The following is a 15,452-nucleotide window of genomic DNA, read 5'->3' on the forward strand; positions in this document are numbered from 1 at the left end:
GTGGCCTTATGGAATCTTGACAAAAACCCGCTTCGCAACTGAGCTGGCTTGCACCAAATCCGTGGACGGAATATCGGATCGTTTGGTCTCGAACCTCATCTCAACTTGGTATTCCCCAGATGGCAAACCTTCCGGAATAGCGATGTCCAAACCTTTCTTTCCACCGAAATACAAGGCAATGGATTGCTGCTCCTCGGTTACGGTTTTGTTGTTGCTGTCCTTGAGCGAGGCGATGACACTTCCCAAAAACGGAGAATTTCCAGTAGTCTGGTAAGGAGCAATGACCCTGATTTTCTCGGCATCCTGCTGCATTTGGAGCTCGCCCAATTCCAATCCCGTGGATGTCTGTCCTTGTTTGAAGAACACCGCGATCACTTGGTCAAATTTGAAATTGACTTGGGTTGCAACCTCATTTTCGACTGGCTGACCAACTTCCTGGGCCACGTTGTTGGAGGTGACTTTCACCCTGGTGAAATAAGTACCCGCAGGCAAAGACCTATCCGGTCTCAATTGAAGTCTTACCGTCTGCTGTTGCTGGGGAGCGAGGACAAATGTCCTTGGGAAAGAACGTAGCCTGTCGCCTAATCCGAATTGTTTTTCTTTGACACTGTCGCCATAGACCATGATCAGGTTACCGAGGTCGTCATTACCAGGATAGCCAAATACAAAGCTGACGCTGACTTCTTGGGGAACCTCAGCAGGATTGGTGATGTAGATGGAAGCAATTCCGTTATCATCCAAAAAAACGGAAGTAGGGGCAATGGAAATCTGGGAAAAAGCAGGAAAGGTCATTCCCAGCATCATCACGGCCAACAGGTTTTTAATGTGCTTTTTCATTGATCGAAGAGTTTTGATTGAAGGAGAAATAGGCCGACTGGAAATCCGTCGGCCTTAGGTTTTTGATGATTAGTTGTATTCAGCGCTGATATTGAAAGTACCGATATAAGTACCTACAGGCTGTGAAGTCAACTGAGGAATGGTACCACCTACCCAAAGGAAAAAGGCGTTGGAAGCCAAGGTTACAGTTGAACCGCTTGCTACCGGAGCAGCGATAGCCCTGTTTGCAGTAGATACGTTACCCACGACCAACGGCGTCATTACAAAGTTGTTTGCACCTGCAGTCATCGTAACAGATGCGTCATAGAATACCGTTACTCCACCGTTTGCACCACTCAGGTCAAATCTTGCTACATTGGTAACTGAACCTGTGTTGGCATCGTTTGCGCTTGTGTTTGGATCCAATCTGATAATCCCGGGAGTACTGGAAGATACACGACCAAAGTTGATAGCGTTCAAAGTTCCATCCAAAGTGATGGTCAAGTCCTGAAGGACTTCAGCGGTTGCAGTAGCAGATGAAGCTTTCTGAGCAGATGCTACTTGCGACAAGCCTACCATAAAGAAGGCCAAAGCGAGAATTTTTACTGTTGTTTTCATAATTTGTGTTGTTTTTAATTGTTTAGATTTTGTTTAGAATTTGTACTTGTTTGTTGTTTGCTTGAATTGTTTTTGAGAATAAACACTTTACTGAATTTGAGATAATTGGTGATCTTTTGATGTTTCATAAGCATTTGATTGAAGGGTGATTTTATCGTTTGATTAGAAATATTCAATTGTTGTGATCGTTCCGTTTTTTGCGGGTACACCTATCCAGGTACTTACTTGGTTGATTTTGGGCCTTATGTTGTGTACCAAAGTTCCATGTCGCATCATTGTGGTACTGACATAGCCTCTTGTAAACTGGTCGGCATTGGCAAAATCAGCGCTGCCGTCGTTTAGTATGTAAATCGGGTTCTTGGAAAAACTCCCCAACTCATCCCGCAGCGATACAAAGAGTTGGATGTTCTCCCGCGTCACCATCTCGATCCACATATAGGCCTCAAACCCGTCCTTTTCCGCAGCCTTCAGCACCCGCGATCCCAAACTAGCGCCTGCAGGAATCTCAAGCCGAAATGACAAGGCCTGCGCATTAGCCTGCGAAAACCCGCAAACTCCCAATAGAACCGCTATCGTCATCGCCTTAATCATTGGTGGTGAAGGATACATTGATGTTGATTTCCGCTTCGTAGCGACCCGTTGGTACATTGCCAATTGGGCCCAAGGAACCATAGAAGTAGACAAAAGCCTTGGTCTTTGGTCTGGTAAATCCTCCGTACTCTGGACTAGGTGGTGCAGCAGGCAAACCGCTACTGTTGCGGCTGACTGGAAATGTGATGCTGTTGAAACCAATCGGCATTTCGACGGCTTGTAATTTTCCCGACACCGGATCGATAGGGCTTTGGTTGTTGTAGGCCATTCGCATTTGAAAAGGAATGGTCTCGCTCGGATTATCCAACAAAGTGAATGCGATCGGCGCGCTTACCTCAACAGTCAAATCGTACCCTTCCGGCGCCTCCAATTCGAAGATTACCGCCAGGTTATCGTTTAAGTCAATCGAAACCGCCTCTGAATTGGGCAAAATCACCCGCTTCTTTTGGCTGAAATCCAAAGCTGGAAGGACACCCTGCGGAGAAGTGATATTGATCTCGTCACTACCGGTCCAAGTACTGAATGTGATCCGCTGAGCCAAGCACCAGCCATGGGTCTGCAACATCATGACTGCGATGACAGTCAAGATTTTGCCTTTGAGACGATATGGATGCATACTTTTCATCGATCAGATATATTCCAGTTCGAGGATAAATTCAGACAAATACAAGCCAGGACTCGATTTGGACAAGTCAAGATTGGCACCCAGCCATACATAGAGAAAGCCATCCGGTCCAATCCTGAAAATGCCTTCACCAACATCCAGCAGCACACTTTGAAACTGCAGGTCTTCGAAACCCGCACTCAACACGTATTTGGCCTCGACTTCACCGTGACCTTCATAGATTTCGCGCAGGACCTCCGATTGCAGATAGGTAATCCTGATCCTTGAACCGGGATTTCCGACGATTTTGAACATGCCGGCATGTTCACTCGTGATCGGTGACACCACGATGGCATCATTCTGCACGGGCGGGTTGACCAAATCCACGTTTCTGATCGTCAGCATTTGGAGGTTGTCCGTGACGGTAGCTGTTGCCTTCACGTTCAGCGTGGCAATCCTGCCGTTCTTCTGCGCCAACGAGACTGTACTCCAAAAACAGCCGATCAATAGAATCAACAATACTCTTCTCATGGATTAGCTCTTTATCAGTTTTTGGGTGAATCGATAATTTCCCGCCGTCATGCTGACGACATATAGGCCCGATCTAAGGGAATTTCCTTCAGCAGACCATTGGATTTCATGTGTTCCCGTTGGGTAGGTTTTGGCCGGAAATGAAGCAGCTACCTTTCCCATCAGGTCATAGATATTGATTTCGACCAAGGTCGTTTCAGGTACAAAAAACTTAATCGACGCCTCATTCCTGAATGGATTCGGATAGGGTGCAAACAGCTTTGGCAAATCCGGAAGGTACTCTTGGGATTCCCCTTGTATCGCCTTGCCGATGTAGATCGTAAATGGACGCTGTGGCGCGTCAGGACTTTTTCTTGCAGCCGCATCACCCGTTGCGAACGGTGATTGGAAAATCGGGTTCCCGGGCGTCTTGAAGGAATCTGATCCCAAGCGTGTATTTTTCGCTGGCCGTTCGGGACCTTGGAAGGAAAACGCGTAAACCGATTCCTCCTGCATGTTGACTGCCTTCTGATGGATATGGTCCATCAGCGTGACGGTCTTTTCTGAGGGCCAGCCCAGGGGCAATTCCCAGCTGAGTAGGTAATCTCCTGACACTGGTTTTCCATCTTTGGAAGCCGCCAGGTGCAGTGGAATAATGCGATCCTCATCTCCCAATTCTGGCAAATGATTGATCACCAGAGGCATATCAGTCCGCAGTGAACTGTAGGAGTAAAGGAAAAGCCAGTCATTTCCCAATGATTCCAATTGATATGCGTCATAGGTATCCGGGCCCTCGACTCCACCACGACCAAAACTGATATAGGAAGCGGCCTGCATGGTTTCACCATTTACTCTTAACCTAATGGCAAAAGGATCTTCTTCTTTTTTCCTGCCAAAAAATTCCTTCGAAATGATTGTCTTCGCGTCGTTGTTGGTCAGTTGAAGAACCGGATTGGATCCGTTCGCCTTTACCCAAAACGCCTGGTAAGGTGCGATACGACCATTTTCCAATGTTCCCAAAACCCCGTTATGGGTCAGGAAAGCGTTGGTTTCAGGATCCCAAACATAAATCGTGTTGTCGATATTGGTCTTGGTCCAACCTGAAGGAGAAAAGAAATCGATGAAGGAAGCCGTTGGATTTGCGAGCAGATTAAAACCTTCGTCTGCCAAACTCACCTCCGCATAGTCATTGCCGTTTTGAACGAGTTGGGTATTTCTCGGTGTAAATGTGACACCAAAATTAAATTGCCCTGTGTTCAGGTTAGGTTCTGTACCAGTCACATCGGTAGTCAAAGGCAAGAGGTCGGAATAATTTCCACCACCCGGCTTTTGTGCTCCATCAAAAACGAAGAGGTAATGCCCGCGCCCGGTTGGAACCACATCCGCAATTTGCGCTGGGCTTCTCCATCCTTGAAGACTTGTCCCGTTGTCAGTTTCATCAAACCACAGCACATTTGGCTGGAGCGTTGGATTGGTCGAGCCTGGAAACCCTTGGCTTTCCACACTTGAAAGCAGATCAGCATACGTCGAACCAACCGGCGTTCCCATCATGCGCCAACCACGCGATCCGTTGAATTCCTGCCTTACCTCCAGCGTCGGATTGCTGGCGGACAAATTCAAGTATCTGGCGCTGGGTTGCAGTATAATCTTTGCAGAACCCGCAGTCGTGACACTGACGTTGGCTGGAACCTGCATCAGGGCATTGGACGCCAAGAGCAAAGACGATCCATCCAATAACTCAATTGGACTATCAACCACAAAACCTTCCGTAATTGTGGCTGGGGCGCTGAATGTCTTCAGTCCAGAACCCTGTACCACCAACTCTCTGAATTCACCGCCCGGTATATTCAGTGGAGTCAAAGAATTGATCACTACGCGACTGCCCGCACTTTGAAGTTGTCCTTCAAGGTTCCAAGCTTGTGCCTGAAGTGTGAACTGTTGGGTTTGAAAGACCGCATCCGGCCCGAGTGAAAATTCCCCTCCGATCGAGAGGTCGTTTCCCGCTACAGCCGTGACGGTACCGGTAAGTGCCAAGTCACCGCAAATAGAGGTAGTACCTCCTTGGAAGGTCTTGGTCCCAGAACCACTCAATATGATGTTGCCATAGTTCGCCCCGCTATTGAGATCTGCGATGCTTTGGTTAGTTCCTGTGTAGGCTACGGTCGCGTCGCATCCCATGGAGTGGGTTTGAAAATTGGCAGGAAAAGTATTGGTTCCCCCTATTCTCAAGGAGGCACCATCTGCCATCAGGATCTGTCCACCAAAAATCGACCGATTAGCCAAAAATGTACTGATGTCAAAAGTCCCATCGGAAATGCTCAAATCACCCGTGATACTGGTATTTTGTGCAAGGCTGACGACATTGCTGCCTTCAGCCCCTGAATTGGACACCGTGAGGTTATTCACCGTGACGGGCAATCCGTTTCCGACAGTTTGGTTGGTATTACCATTAAAAATATAATTCGCTGCGGTATTGTAAGTTCTTGTTCCCGTGACCCTCACCAAGCCTGTGGCGCCGGACGTGGTGATCCCTTGAGGGGACCTGATTCCGAGGGTGGCTCCAGCCGAAAGTGTAAAGGTTCCTCCACCCAAGAAGGCTGTATTTGCATCTGCCGCCTGTACGACTGCCCCTGAGGCAATCGTGTAATTGATCGTATTGGAAACAGTACCGCCGGAAGTGAATGTCTGTGTCTGCAAGCCGTTGCCATTGAAGGTAATTCTACCCGAACCCGAGCTTGTTTCTGTGATGGTACCCGCGGTGTGGGTGAAATTTCCCGCGACATTGATGTTACCGATTGCAGCGCTGCTGACACTCATCAACAAGGTACCGCCCGTCATATTGACGTTTCCAGCTACAGAAAGAGATCGGTTTGAGTTGGTTCCGTTGCCGATGGCATACCTCCCACCGAGCATTTCGAAATTGCCCCCAATCGCAATGTTGTTCACTGTTTGGCTGATTTGACCAGTCGTGTTGGCATTGTTCATGATCAGATTACCTGCGATGGACAATGGGCCAAAGGACATATTGACCGTTTGGGCAGGAGATTGGAAAATCACGTTTCCAAAATTCTGGTTGGTGGACCCAACAGTCGAAGAGGTGATCGCCGTAAATCTCACCGTCGATGTAGCATTCCAAGTTGCCACAGGCAAGGAGCTTCCATTTCGGGCGTGATTGTATTCTGCGCTGGGGCCAAAGCGCATTTTCGCCACAGTGGTCGAAGAAAACGAGCCGTTGATATTTGTCAACTTGCCATTCACTGAAAACAAGACTCCGGAACTAGCCAAGTTGATGTTTCCTAGGTTACCCAAAATCAATTCTCCATTGATTTCCGCGGTGGCACTTGCCGCCAAGGTAATTCGAGATTGGGTTGTTGTGCTTGTTAGCGTTAGGGAAGAGTTCCCATCCACCACCAAGTCGGTACCAGTACCATTGTTGATAGTAAGTGTTGTACTAGCGGAAGACGAAAGGGTGATTCTGGATCCGTTGGTGATTAAAAGTCCGCGGATTGTCTGGGAAGGCACGCCTGTTACGGTCAACGTTTGGCCAGATGTGAATTGGAGAATATCAGTAGTCGCTACCGGCGTTCGGGTTGGAGACCAGTTGGTAGCAGTTGCCCAAGAGCCGTTGTTGGGACCTATCCAGGTGTAAGTAACCTGCGCAATGCTAACAAACGGCAACAACAAAAGCATCCACACCAATACTGCCGTGGCAGCTGGAAACTTTGGAAGCGATATGTTGAATTGCCTTGTCATTTTTTGTTCAAAATATTTTCTTCAGGATTGGGCATAGATATTCCAGGGAAGGGACTCACGTTTTCCTGAACTATAATCACAGGAATTTGAGTATCCAAGCCGGAAGCCTAGGCTTCAGTCAAATCTGTTTGATGAAATCGGTTTTGTTTTTTAAAAAGGATGATCTCGGTTTTAGGCTTTTACAAAAGCTCGGTCTGCTTTTGGGAAAAGTCAAAATTCAATCGATCACTAGGGCGAAAGGGTAAAATCAAAAAAGGTGAATCAGCCAGTGAAGTTTTTGCGACTTCTGTAACTTGTTTTAAAATATCGGTCGGTTAAAACAAATCGGGTGACGCTGGTGAATACGCTCCGTTGATTTTTTCGAAATATCGAGAAAAAAAAATCTACCAAACAAATGCAAACCCCTCAGAAGCTGCCCAGCGGGGGGATTTGGCAAGGAAATCGAAAAACCCAATTTTTTACAAAATTTCTATTTTGCATTATCCCTTGGACATTTTGTTTTTCATGTGGCATTTTTTCATGCGTTTGACTTTTGTCAAAATAATAACAGGAATCAATTATTTTTTACCAAAAAAAGGGATTTTGATCACCGATCAGGGAATTAATTGAACATTTCCCAGTGAATGGTATAATTCAGGATCACGTTCACATGAATCATGTTGACCTTATTGTATATCCACTGTGGCTTCATTTCCCCTGATTTCATATTGAATTTGCCCATGACCAGCGCATGGATATCGAGACCTCTCAGAAAATCCTTGGGCGCGTATTTCCATCCCAGGTTTACCTGTGCATAGGACGGAAAGGCATATTTGTTCACTTCAAAATCAGTCGGATCGGGAAGTCTCACCAATCCCCCATGGATATAGACCTGACCCTGATTTTCGCCATAGGATCTTTGAAGCAATCCGGTAATTGATTGGGCATAGCCGTAGCCCTCGGTCCTTTCCCTCGGAATAAATGTAAAAAACGGCTCCCTACCCCATTCCCTGGGACTCAGAAAACGACCATTTCCACTGATATTGGTATAGGCAAGCACCACTTGGGTTTGGCGATCTTTCCATCCAAGTCGACCACCAACGATGTAATTGATATCATCAGGGTTCTTGTATCGCTTGGCTGGGTCATCATTTCCACCGTTTCCAAGGCCCTGCTGCACGATGACTTGAAGGCCTGAAAGGATTTTGGATTGGGTTCCATTTACGGACCAATCTTTGGTAAACTGGGAAAACACCGTGCTGGAGATGTTTTGGACCAGGGTGTGGTTGAGGTTAAGCTCGGTCGAGCTATCCAACTTCCATTTCCAATCCAAAGAATGGATGAAATTACTCTCGGTGACTCCAAAATAAGCTCCGGGCTTTCCTGATTCACCCAAACCCATGGGATAGAGCCCCATCGATTCGCCAACGCCAAACCAACCCGAGGTCGACCGCGGACTTATCCTTGTGATCAAATCCCAGGAAAATTGGTGCTTTGGATTTGGACGAAAGCCAACCTTCAATCCCTCTGCAAAGGTCGGCCCGAGCCTGCCGTCCTGCGGATTGATGAAAGGCGTATTGACAGACATTTTGCCAATGGTCGCGGAGAGTTTTTTACTTTGGTAGGAAATCTGCAGCTCCTCGACTTTTCCATAGGCCCGACTTTCGGGATTTGCGATATCAAATAAGCCAACTTCATAGCGGTTTCCCGCGCCGGTCCTCGGATCGGGAGCGAGCAGGTCAGAACTCAATACGCGCCCATAAGCACCGAATCGGGCCTTTGCCGAAAAACCTTTGAAACGCTTCGTTGCAAGTTGAACATAAGCCCCTTGTCCAAGGGCGTAGTCATTTTTGAAATCCTCCCAATAGTTGGTCGACATCCAAAATGTCCTCAATCCAACGGTCGCCGCAACCGGCGCTTGGGATGGCGTCTTGGTCTTGATGGTATCCTGCGCAAAACCCTGAAAAACTACGCCTATCGCGAATAACAAAACCAGCAAACCTCTCATTTAGCGGCTACCTGTCTTGCTTCCTTGATGAGTTTGAAAGGTCCAAACTTGTGCTGCTCCTCTGTGAAGCCATCAGAAAATGGCCCAAATGGATGATCTATTGGTTTTTTGGAAATATCAGGCCAATCAGCACTCAGGTCTTTTTTGGGCCTAGGGAGCGAATTGACATAGGCAGCCACGTCCCAAGCCTGCTCGTCGGTGAGTAAGGGTCTTTCGAAAGTAGCTCCCAGCGGCATGTTGGTTTTTACATAGCCTGCGAATCTTGACATCCTGAAAAGGCCGGCACCTTCATTGTAACTGTTTTCTCCCCAAAGCGGCGGATAGATGTAGCCAGTCTTGTCGGGTTTCATCATGCCTTGTCCATCTTCCATGTGGCAACTTTGGCAGAGTTGGGCATAGGCAGTCTTGCCTTTGATGGGGTCGGCGGGTCGATCCAAATAGGCCAATTCGTATATTCCAGCACCCTGCGGAGTTTCTCCCTTTGGAACGTCTTTGCCCAGCCATTCCATATAGGCAACCATCGCCTGCATCTCTCGGCTGTTCCGTTCAAGCGGTTTGCCATTGAGGCTTCGTTCGAAGCAATCATTGATACGTTTTGGGATATCCTCCATTTGGCCGGAGCGGGCACGGACCTTTGGATAAGTAGATGCGACAGCACCATAGTTGTTACCCAAAGGAGCGGTACCGGCATTCAGGTGACAGTTTTGGCAATTCATCCCGTTGCTCATTTTGCGGACTTTCCCTTGTGGACCGAGGTATTCGGAGGTATTTGCGACCAATTCTTTACCATATTTGATCAAATCCGCATTGGGCTCGGCATCAACCGTCGTCCATTCAGGAGCCTGCCACATCCCTTCTTTCGGAGCAACGCCCCGATAGATTTCCTTCTCAACTGGGGCTGCTGCTGATTGTACTGCGACCCCAGCATCCTTGGATGCTCCCAATATATTTGGATTATGTGCCAAAAAGACCGTACCAATGATGATCACGACCAAAAGCGTGACCCCGACCATCAATCCCAGTATCAGGGTGAGTAATTTGACAAAAGCCTCTGAATTGTTTTTCATAGGAAATAATGTAAGCAAACACAAATTTGCCACATAAGCATGCTTGCTTGCAGTGATTTAAATCACAGTTGGGCTTATTCGATAGCTGCCGCAAATATCCCTTTGCCTTCGTGCATCCCGGAGATAAAGGTTTGGTTTCCGACTTTTGTAGCTGCGATGTCGATTGCCTCGCCACAAAGAGCTTCCGCCAAGTAATTGATTCTAAGCGAACTCATTGAAAATTCATTGCTCAGTGCTACGTCTTCGATCCAGCGGATATAGCTCACGTTATTGACATGGTTGTTCATGTCCAAGTCGGAAGGTAAGACCTTGATTCTTGTGTGATGATCTTGGATAAGAGGGATTTCGACCCTGGCTGGCACAATATTCTCATCCGCAATGGGATCAAAAAGTTCACTTGGCAACACCGCCGCGGGGCGTTGGGGTCGTTTGGAGTTGATATCCAACAGTAGCCAAGCGGACATGGCCCAGGCAAGTTGGTTTCCCGATGCATCTGAGACAGAAAATTCACGTAAGGCAAACAACTTAGATACCCCGCGCCCCGCGGTTTCGACTCTTATTTTGTCTCCCCAGCGCGGCATTTTCTTGACTTCGATATGGAATCTTGAGAGCACCCAGACCAGTCCTTTGTCAAAAAGTGCCTGTCCAAAGTCCCGGCTGTCGGCATGCTTCCAGGCCACTTCCTGCAATAAGTCCCCCAATGAAGCCCAACGCAAGTTTCCCTTCGGATCTACTTGAAAGGACAAAACTTCAAATTCCTTGGAGTATTGGAAGGGCTGATTGATGGGCATAATGAATACAATTGGAGCAACGGAAGGTACGAAAAATTGAGAAATTGACCGACCTAACCTAAGCATTAGGTAGGCAAATGGCAGTCCTGCGTACGGGTCATTTTCGCGTTACCTCCATCGACTCAAACACTGCAAGCCTGATACTGGTCAACAGCGCGATGCCCAAGCCTGCAATCCCGACCAGAACAAAAGAAGCCTTCAAACTCAGCAAATCGGCAATAAAACCAATCATCGGTGGCCCCAACAAAAATCCGAAGAATGAAATCGTAGAAATCAAAGCCAAAGCCACTCCGGGGGAGTAAAGCTTGGATCGCCCTGCAATACTGTAAGAAACAGGGATAATCGCCGCGACGCCCAAACCAACCAACAAAAACCCTATCGTCGCCAATACGGGCGTTGGGAAGAGCACTGAAAGCAACAAACCCGAAAAAATCAAAATGCCGGAAATCCTTAGGATCAAAATCCTTCCGAATCGATTGTTCAAACTGTCCGAGGCAAACCTTCCCGTCGCCATAGCTCCCATAAAAGAAACGTAACCCAAGGCCACCAAACCGGGGTCGATCTGCACCACTTTCTTGAAATACACCCCACTCCAGTCAAACATACAGCCTTCGCTCAACATGCCCAAAAAGGCAATAGCTCCAATCCGCAGCAACAAATCATCGGGTTTTCGCAGCACCAAGCCACCGCCGCCGCCATGGCTTTTCTCCTTGATGAGGTAAGATTGGGATAAAAGCAACATGAGCAATACGAGACCGGAGACAATCAGAAAGTGATACCTAGGCATCATGTCCAAATAAATCATCACCGCGCCAATCCCAGCACCGGTGAAACCCGCCAAACTCCAAAGCCCATGAAAAGAAGCCAAAATACTTCTGCCGTAGCTATCCTCGAGTGCCAAAGCTTGGGTGTTAAGGGATATGTTCATCATATTTCCCAACATGCCAAAAACCACCAGGACAGGTACCAGCATCCAAATCGACGTACTCCATCCGATCAAACTCAGAAAGCTCAGATAACAGAACGCACTGATGATAATCACGATCTTGCTGCCAAACCTATGTACGGCCCAACCCGCCAAGGGAAGCGCCACCAAAGAACCTAACGGTAATCCAAGTAGGAGGCTGCCTAATTGGGACTCCGAAAGGTTGAATCGAAGCTGGATATCCGGAATGCGGGAAGCCCAGGAAGAAAAACAAAGCCCCGCCAAAAAAAACAGGCTGCCGAGAGCGATTCTCCTTTTCTGCAACAAGGTCATGAAGTTCAATAGGTTTTGGCGCGCAAGTTAACTCAGAATGAGCCAATATTTTGACCGGTGGGAAAAAAATCGAGTTCGGACAAACCTATTCCCGCGGGCGTTGTTATTTCGGAAACATTGCACATGGAATTCGTCATCGTCGGCACCATCATCGTCGCCATCATCTTGATGATCAGGTTTATTTACAAGCGGGTATTTGAATAAAAAGGAAAAACCATCCAGCAATGGATGGTCCCGTTCTTTGTTCAACTTTGAAATGTATCATGTCAATTCGGCAGCCTGTCCGAAAACTTGCCATACACCCAAGTTCCCGCAATCGCGCTCAACAGCGTGACTGCTACCACCGTGAATCCACTTCCGATCTGTGCGAAAATTGGTCCCGGACAGGCACCCGTCAGCGCCCAACCCAATCCAAAGATGAATCCTCCAATGATTTGGCCTTTTCTGAATTCTTTTTTCTGAAAGTTGACCTTCTCGCCCTGGATAGTTTTGATGTTAAATTTTTTGATCAAAAACACTGAAATCATCCCCACGACGACAGCCGAACCAATCACACCATACATGAAGAATGATTGTAGTCTGAACATCTCCTGAATCCTAAACCAGGAAACGATCTCGGCCTTGACGAATACAATGCCGAAAATGATCCCAACGACGAGGTATTTCAACAATGCTGCACCACGTTCTTCTGATTTTTGAAGGTTAGGTGCCTCGCACTCGATGGGTTGACCATTGAGGGAGATATTTTTTTCGATTTCTTTAACTGCGCTCATGTTCCTGTTTATTTTAGAATCCTACCAATTTGACCAAAGGCTCAAAAAACACATGGGTCATCAGGAAACCACCGACCATAAAGAAGATGGTGGCTACAAGTGATGGCCACTGAAGCGTGCTAAGTCCCATGATCGCATGCCCTGACGTACAACCTCCGGCATATCTGGTTCCGAATCCGATCAAGAATCCACCAACCACAAAGAAGAGAAGTCCTTTTGCCGTAAAGACGTTTTCCCAAGTGAAGATATCTGATGGCATCAAGCTCGAGTAATCCGTAATCCCTAAGGCAGCCAAATCACGCTGCGTGCTCTCCGCAATCACAATCGCGTCTGGATTTGCAAGAAAAAACGTAGCGATCACGCCACCGATCAAGACACCCAATACAAACACCAGATTCCACAATTCCTTTTTCCAATTGTAGGTGAAGAAAGGGATCCCGGCAGGCATACATGCGGCACAGATGTGGCGGAGTGATGATGAAATCCCGAAGGATTTATTGCCCAATAGCAACAGCGCGGGCACCGTCAGACCAATGATTGGCCCTGCGACCCACCAAGGCCACGGCTGAGAAACCAATTCGATGAATTTTTCCATGTAATTTGATTTAGAATGATTTAGCGAAATCTATAACATTTGATAAACACAAAATTGTTCACAAATGTCAGGTTTGGCAGTGACATTTATCACGTTTTTGGCAGGAAATCAAAAGCCCATTCACAGGACTCTCGAATAATAAAAAAACAGGACCTTGGTCCTGTTTTTGGGGTAATGCAAACAACGTTGTTCTACCTAATTCTTACAATAGCGTCGTCGGGCACACATACTCGCTCACTGGGAACAGTCCGGAAGACTTCAGCGCGGTAAAGCCACCTTTTACGTCGATCAGGTTGTCATAGCCTCTGGCTTTGAGAATAGAAGCAAAGACCATGGATCTGTAACCACCCGCGCAATGCACATAGTAGGTCTTATTCTTGTCCACTTTGGTCATACTGTCATTGATATAATCCAAAGGTGCATTTTCTGCATCCATCACGTGTTCGCTCAGATACTCACTGTTTTTACGCACGTCCAGGATATTCACTTTTCCTTTTTCCTCGATGATTTCGGCCAATTGCTCGGCGGAAACTGACTCGATATGGTCAACTTCCCTTCCATCGGCCTTCCAAGCAGCAAAACCTCCCTTGAGGTACCCGATGCAGTAATCATAGCCTACCCTGGCCAATCTGGTAATTACCTCTTCTTCCCTTCCTTCTTCTGCCACTACCAATATCTCCTGTTTTAGATCAGGGATTAAAGCGCCTACCCACACAGCGAAGCTGCCATCGATGCCGATGTTGATTGAGTTAGGAATGAAACCTTTTGCAAATGTCTGAGCATCCCGCGTATCCAGGACAACCGCTCCAGTCTCATTTGCCGCAGCCTCAAATGCCGCAGGACTCAATGGATTGATGCCTCTGTGCAAAACCTCGTCGATTGAATCATATCCTTGGATATTCATCATCACATTTTGCGGAAAATAGGATGGCGGAGGTGTCAAACCTGTAGTCACTTCCTTGATAAATTGCTCCTTGGTCATGTCTTGGAGCGCATAGTTTGTCTTCTTTTGGTTACCCAAAGTATCGGAAGTCTCTTTACTCATGTTTTTGCCGCATGCACTGCCCGCACCATGTGCAGGGTAAACGATGATATCGTCGGCCAAAGGCATAATTTTATTTCGCAAAGAATCATAAAGATGTCCAGCCAATTTATCCTGGGTCAAATCCTTCACGACTTTTTGCGCCAAGTCAGGTCTACCGACATCACCGATAAACAAAGTGTCTCCGGTAAACAATGCTTCCTCTTTTCCTTCCTCGTTGATGAGCAAGTAGCAAGTACTTTCCATGGTATGTCCCGGAGTGTGAATGACCCTGATCTTTGCCTTTCCGATTGGGAATTCCTGGCCATCGGTAGCGACAATCGCATCAAAACCCATCTTCATGGAAGTAGGTCCAAACACGATGGGGGCGCCGGTTTTTGCGGAGAGATCCTTGTGACCGGACACGAAATCAGCGTGAAAGTGCGTCTCAAACACATATTTGATTTTGGCATTTCTTCTTTCGGCCTTTTCGATGTAAGGTTGTACTTCCCTCAATGGGTCAATGATAGCTGCTTCTCCATTAGATTCGATGTAGTAGGCACCTTGTGCAAGACATCCAGTGTATATTTGTTCTATCAACATATTTTTTAGATTTTCTAGTTTTTCCAAATTTATTGGTGACCAGTTTGGCACCAAATGACTTTTGTCACAATTTGAATTTACACGTTTTCGGTCACATTGTCCTCCACGACTTTGACCAAATGATGTGCAGGGACCACTCCGGATTGTCTCCAAAGTACCTTACCATTTTGGAACAAAATCAAGGTCGGAACGCCACGCACTTGGAATTTGCTGGCGGCCAAGGGGTTTTTGTCCACGTCGACTTTGATGATCTTGATCTTGTTACCTAGCTGCTGGGCAGTATCCTGGAGGATTGGCTGCATCATTTGACAAGGACCGCACCAAGTGGCGAAGAAATCCACCAATACGGCTTGGTCTGAATTGATCAACTCGCTGAATGTTTTTGGTTGTGCACTCATGGTTGTTTTGATTTTAATTTGTTTCAAAATTAACTGAATCCCTTCCGGTCAACAGTAATTTTTATCA

The 15,452-nt window shown here is 47.1% G+C and carries 15 protein-coding genes; 1 reads left to right on the forward strand and 14 read right to left on the reverse strand.

Annotated features, from left to right (window positions below):
• Positions 1-6: 6 nt before the first annotated feature.
• From C943_RS16485 to C943_RS16550, 10 genes are all read right to left on the reverse strand, one after another.
• The gene (locus C943_RS16485; RefSeq protein WP_008630085.1) at positions 7-837 is read right to left on the reverse strand and encodes a fimbrial biogenesis chaperone; all 831 of its coding nucleotides are present in this window, start codon (positions 835-837) and stop codon (positions 7-9) included.
• A gap of 69 nt (positions 838-906) precedes the next feature.
• A complete protein-coding gene (locus C943_RS16490; RefSeq protein WP_040481091.1) occupies positions 907-1,434 on the reverse strand; it encodes a DUF4402 domain-containing protein in 528 nt (175 codons plus the stop codon).
• Between the two features lie 162 nt (positions 1,435-1,596).
• Positions 1,597-2,043, reverse strand: a complete 447-nt coding sequence (locus tag C943_RS16495; RefSeq protein WP_169334633.1) for an ADP-ribosyltransferase family protein — start codon at positions 2,041-2,043, stop codon at positions 1,597-1,599.
• Positions 2,018-2,641, reverse strand: coding sequence for a hypothetical protein (locus C943_RS16500; RefSeq protein WP_157198587.1), 624 nt, complete (start codon positions 2,639-2,641; stop codon positions 2,018-2,020). Before C943_RS16500 ends, C943_RS16495 begins: the two co-directional genes overlap by 26 nt.
• 12 nt (positions 2,642-2,653) lie before the next feature.
• Positions 2,654-3,160 (reverse strand): hypothetical protein, encoded by a 507-nt coding sequence (locus C943_RS16505; RefSeq protein ID WP_008630094.1) that lies wholly within the window; start codon positions 3,158-3,160, stop codon positions 2,654-2,656.
• A gap of 3 nt (positions 3,161-3,163) precedes the next feature.
• Positions 3,164-6,892 (reverse strand): T9SS type A sorting domain-containing protein, encoded by a 3,729-nt coding sequence (locus C943_RS16510; protein WP_081610501.1) that lies wholly within the window; start codon positions 6,890-6,892, stop codon positions 3,164-3,166.
• A 601-nt stretch (positions 6,893-7,493) separates the two neighbouring features.
• Positions 7,494-8,879, reverse strand: a complete 1,386-nt coding sequence (locus tag C943_RS16535; protein ID WP_008630102.1) for a hypothetical protein — start codon at positions 8,877-8,879, stop codon at positions 7,494-7,496.
• Entirely contained in the window at positions 8,876-9,946 is a 1,071-nt protein-coding gene (locus C943_RS16540; RefSeq protein WP_040481103.1) for a c-type cytochrome, read from the reverse strand. The genes C943_RS16535 and C943_RS16540 overlap by 4 nt, the downstream gene beginning before the upstream one ends.
• A 74-nt stretch (positions 9,947-10,020) precedes the next feature.
• Positions 10,021-10,737, reverse strand: coding sequence for an acyl-[acyl-carrier-protein] thioesterase (locus C943_RS16545; protein ID WP_008630106.1), 717 nt, complete (start codon positions 10,735-10,737; stop codon positions 10,021-10,023).
• Between the two features lie 97 nt (positions 10,738-10,834).
• On the reverse strand, positions 10,835-11,995 hold the full coding sequence (locus tag C943_RS16550) for an MFS transporter (RefSeq protein ID WP_040481105.1): 1,161 nt from the start codon (positions 11,993-11,995) through the stop codon (positions 10,835-10,837).
• 57 nt (positions 11,996-12,052) lie between these two features.
• Between C943_RS16550 and C943_RS22105 the strand changes: the two genes are divergently transcribed.
• Positions 12,053-12,199, forward strand: coding sequence for a hypothetical protein (locus C943_RS22105; protein ID WP_008630112.1), 147 nt, complete (start codon positions 12,053-12,055; stop codon positions 12,197-12,199).
• Positions 12,200-12,261: 62 nt separating this feature from the next.
• Here C943_RS22105 and C943_RS16555 read toward each other — a convergent pair whose 3' ends face one another.
• From C943_RS16555 to trxA, 4 genes are all read right to left on the reverse strand, one after another.
• Entirely contained in the window at positions 12,262-12,768 is a 507-nt protein-coding gene (locus C943_RS16555) for a YeeE/YedE family protein (protein ID WP_008630114.1), read from the reverse strand.
• A gap of 13 nt (positions 12,769-12,781) precedes the next feature.
• Positions 12,782-13,363 carry a YeeE/YedE family protein gene (locus tag C943_RS16560; protein ID WP_008630116.1) on the reverse strand — a complete coding sequence of 194 codons (582 nt, stop codon included), beginning with the start codon at positions 13,361-13,363 and terminating at the stop codon, positions 12,782-12,784.
• Between the two features lie 202 nt (positions 13,364-13,565).
• Positions 13,566-14,987, reverse strand: a complete 1,422-nt coding sequence (locus C943_RS16565; protein ID WP_040481107.1) for an MBL fold metallo-hydrolase — start codon at positions 14,985-14,987, stop codon at positions 13,566-13,568.
• A 77-nt stretch (positions 14,988-15,064) separates the two neighbouring features.
• On the reverse strand, positions 15,065-15,385 hold the full coding sequence (gene trxA, locus C943_RS16570; protein ID WP_008630120.1) for a thioredoxin: 321 nt from the start codon (positions 15,383-15,385) through the stop codon (positions 15,065-15,067).
• Positions 15,386-15,452: the final 67 nt, after the last annotated feature.

The sequence above is a fragment of the Mariniradius saccharolyticus AK6 genome, assembly GCF_000330725.2.
Taxonomy (GTDB): domain Bacteria; phylum Bacteroidota; class Bacteroidia; order Cytophagales; family Cyclobacteriaceae; genus Mariniradius; species Mariniradius saccharolyticus.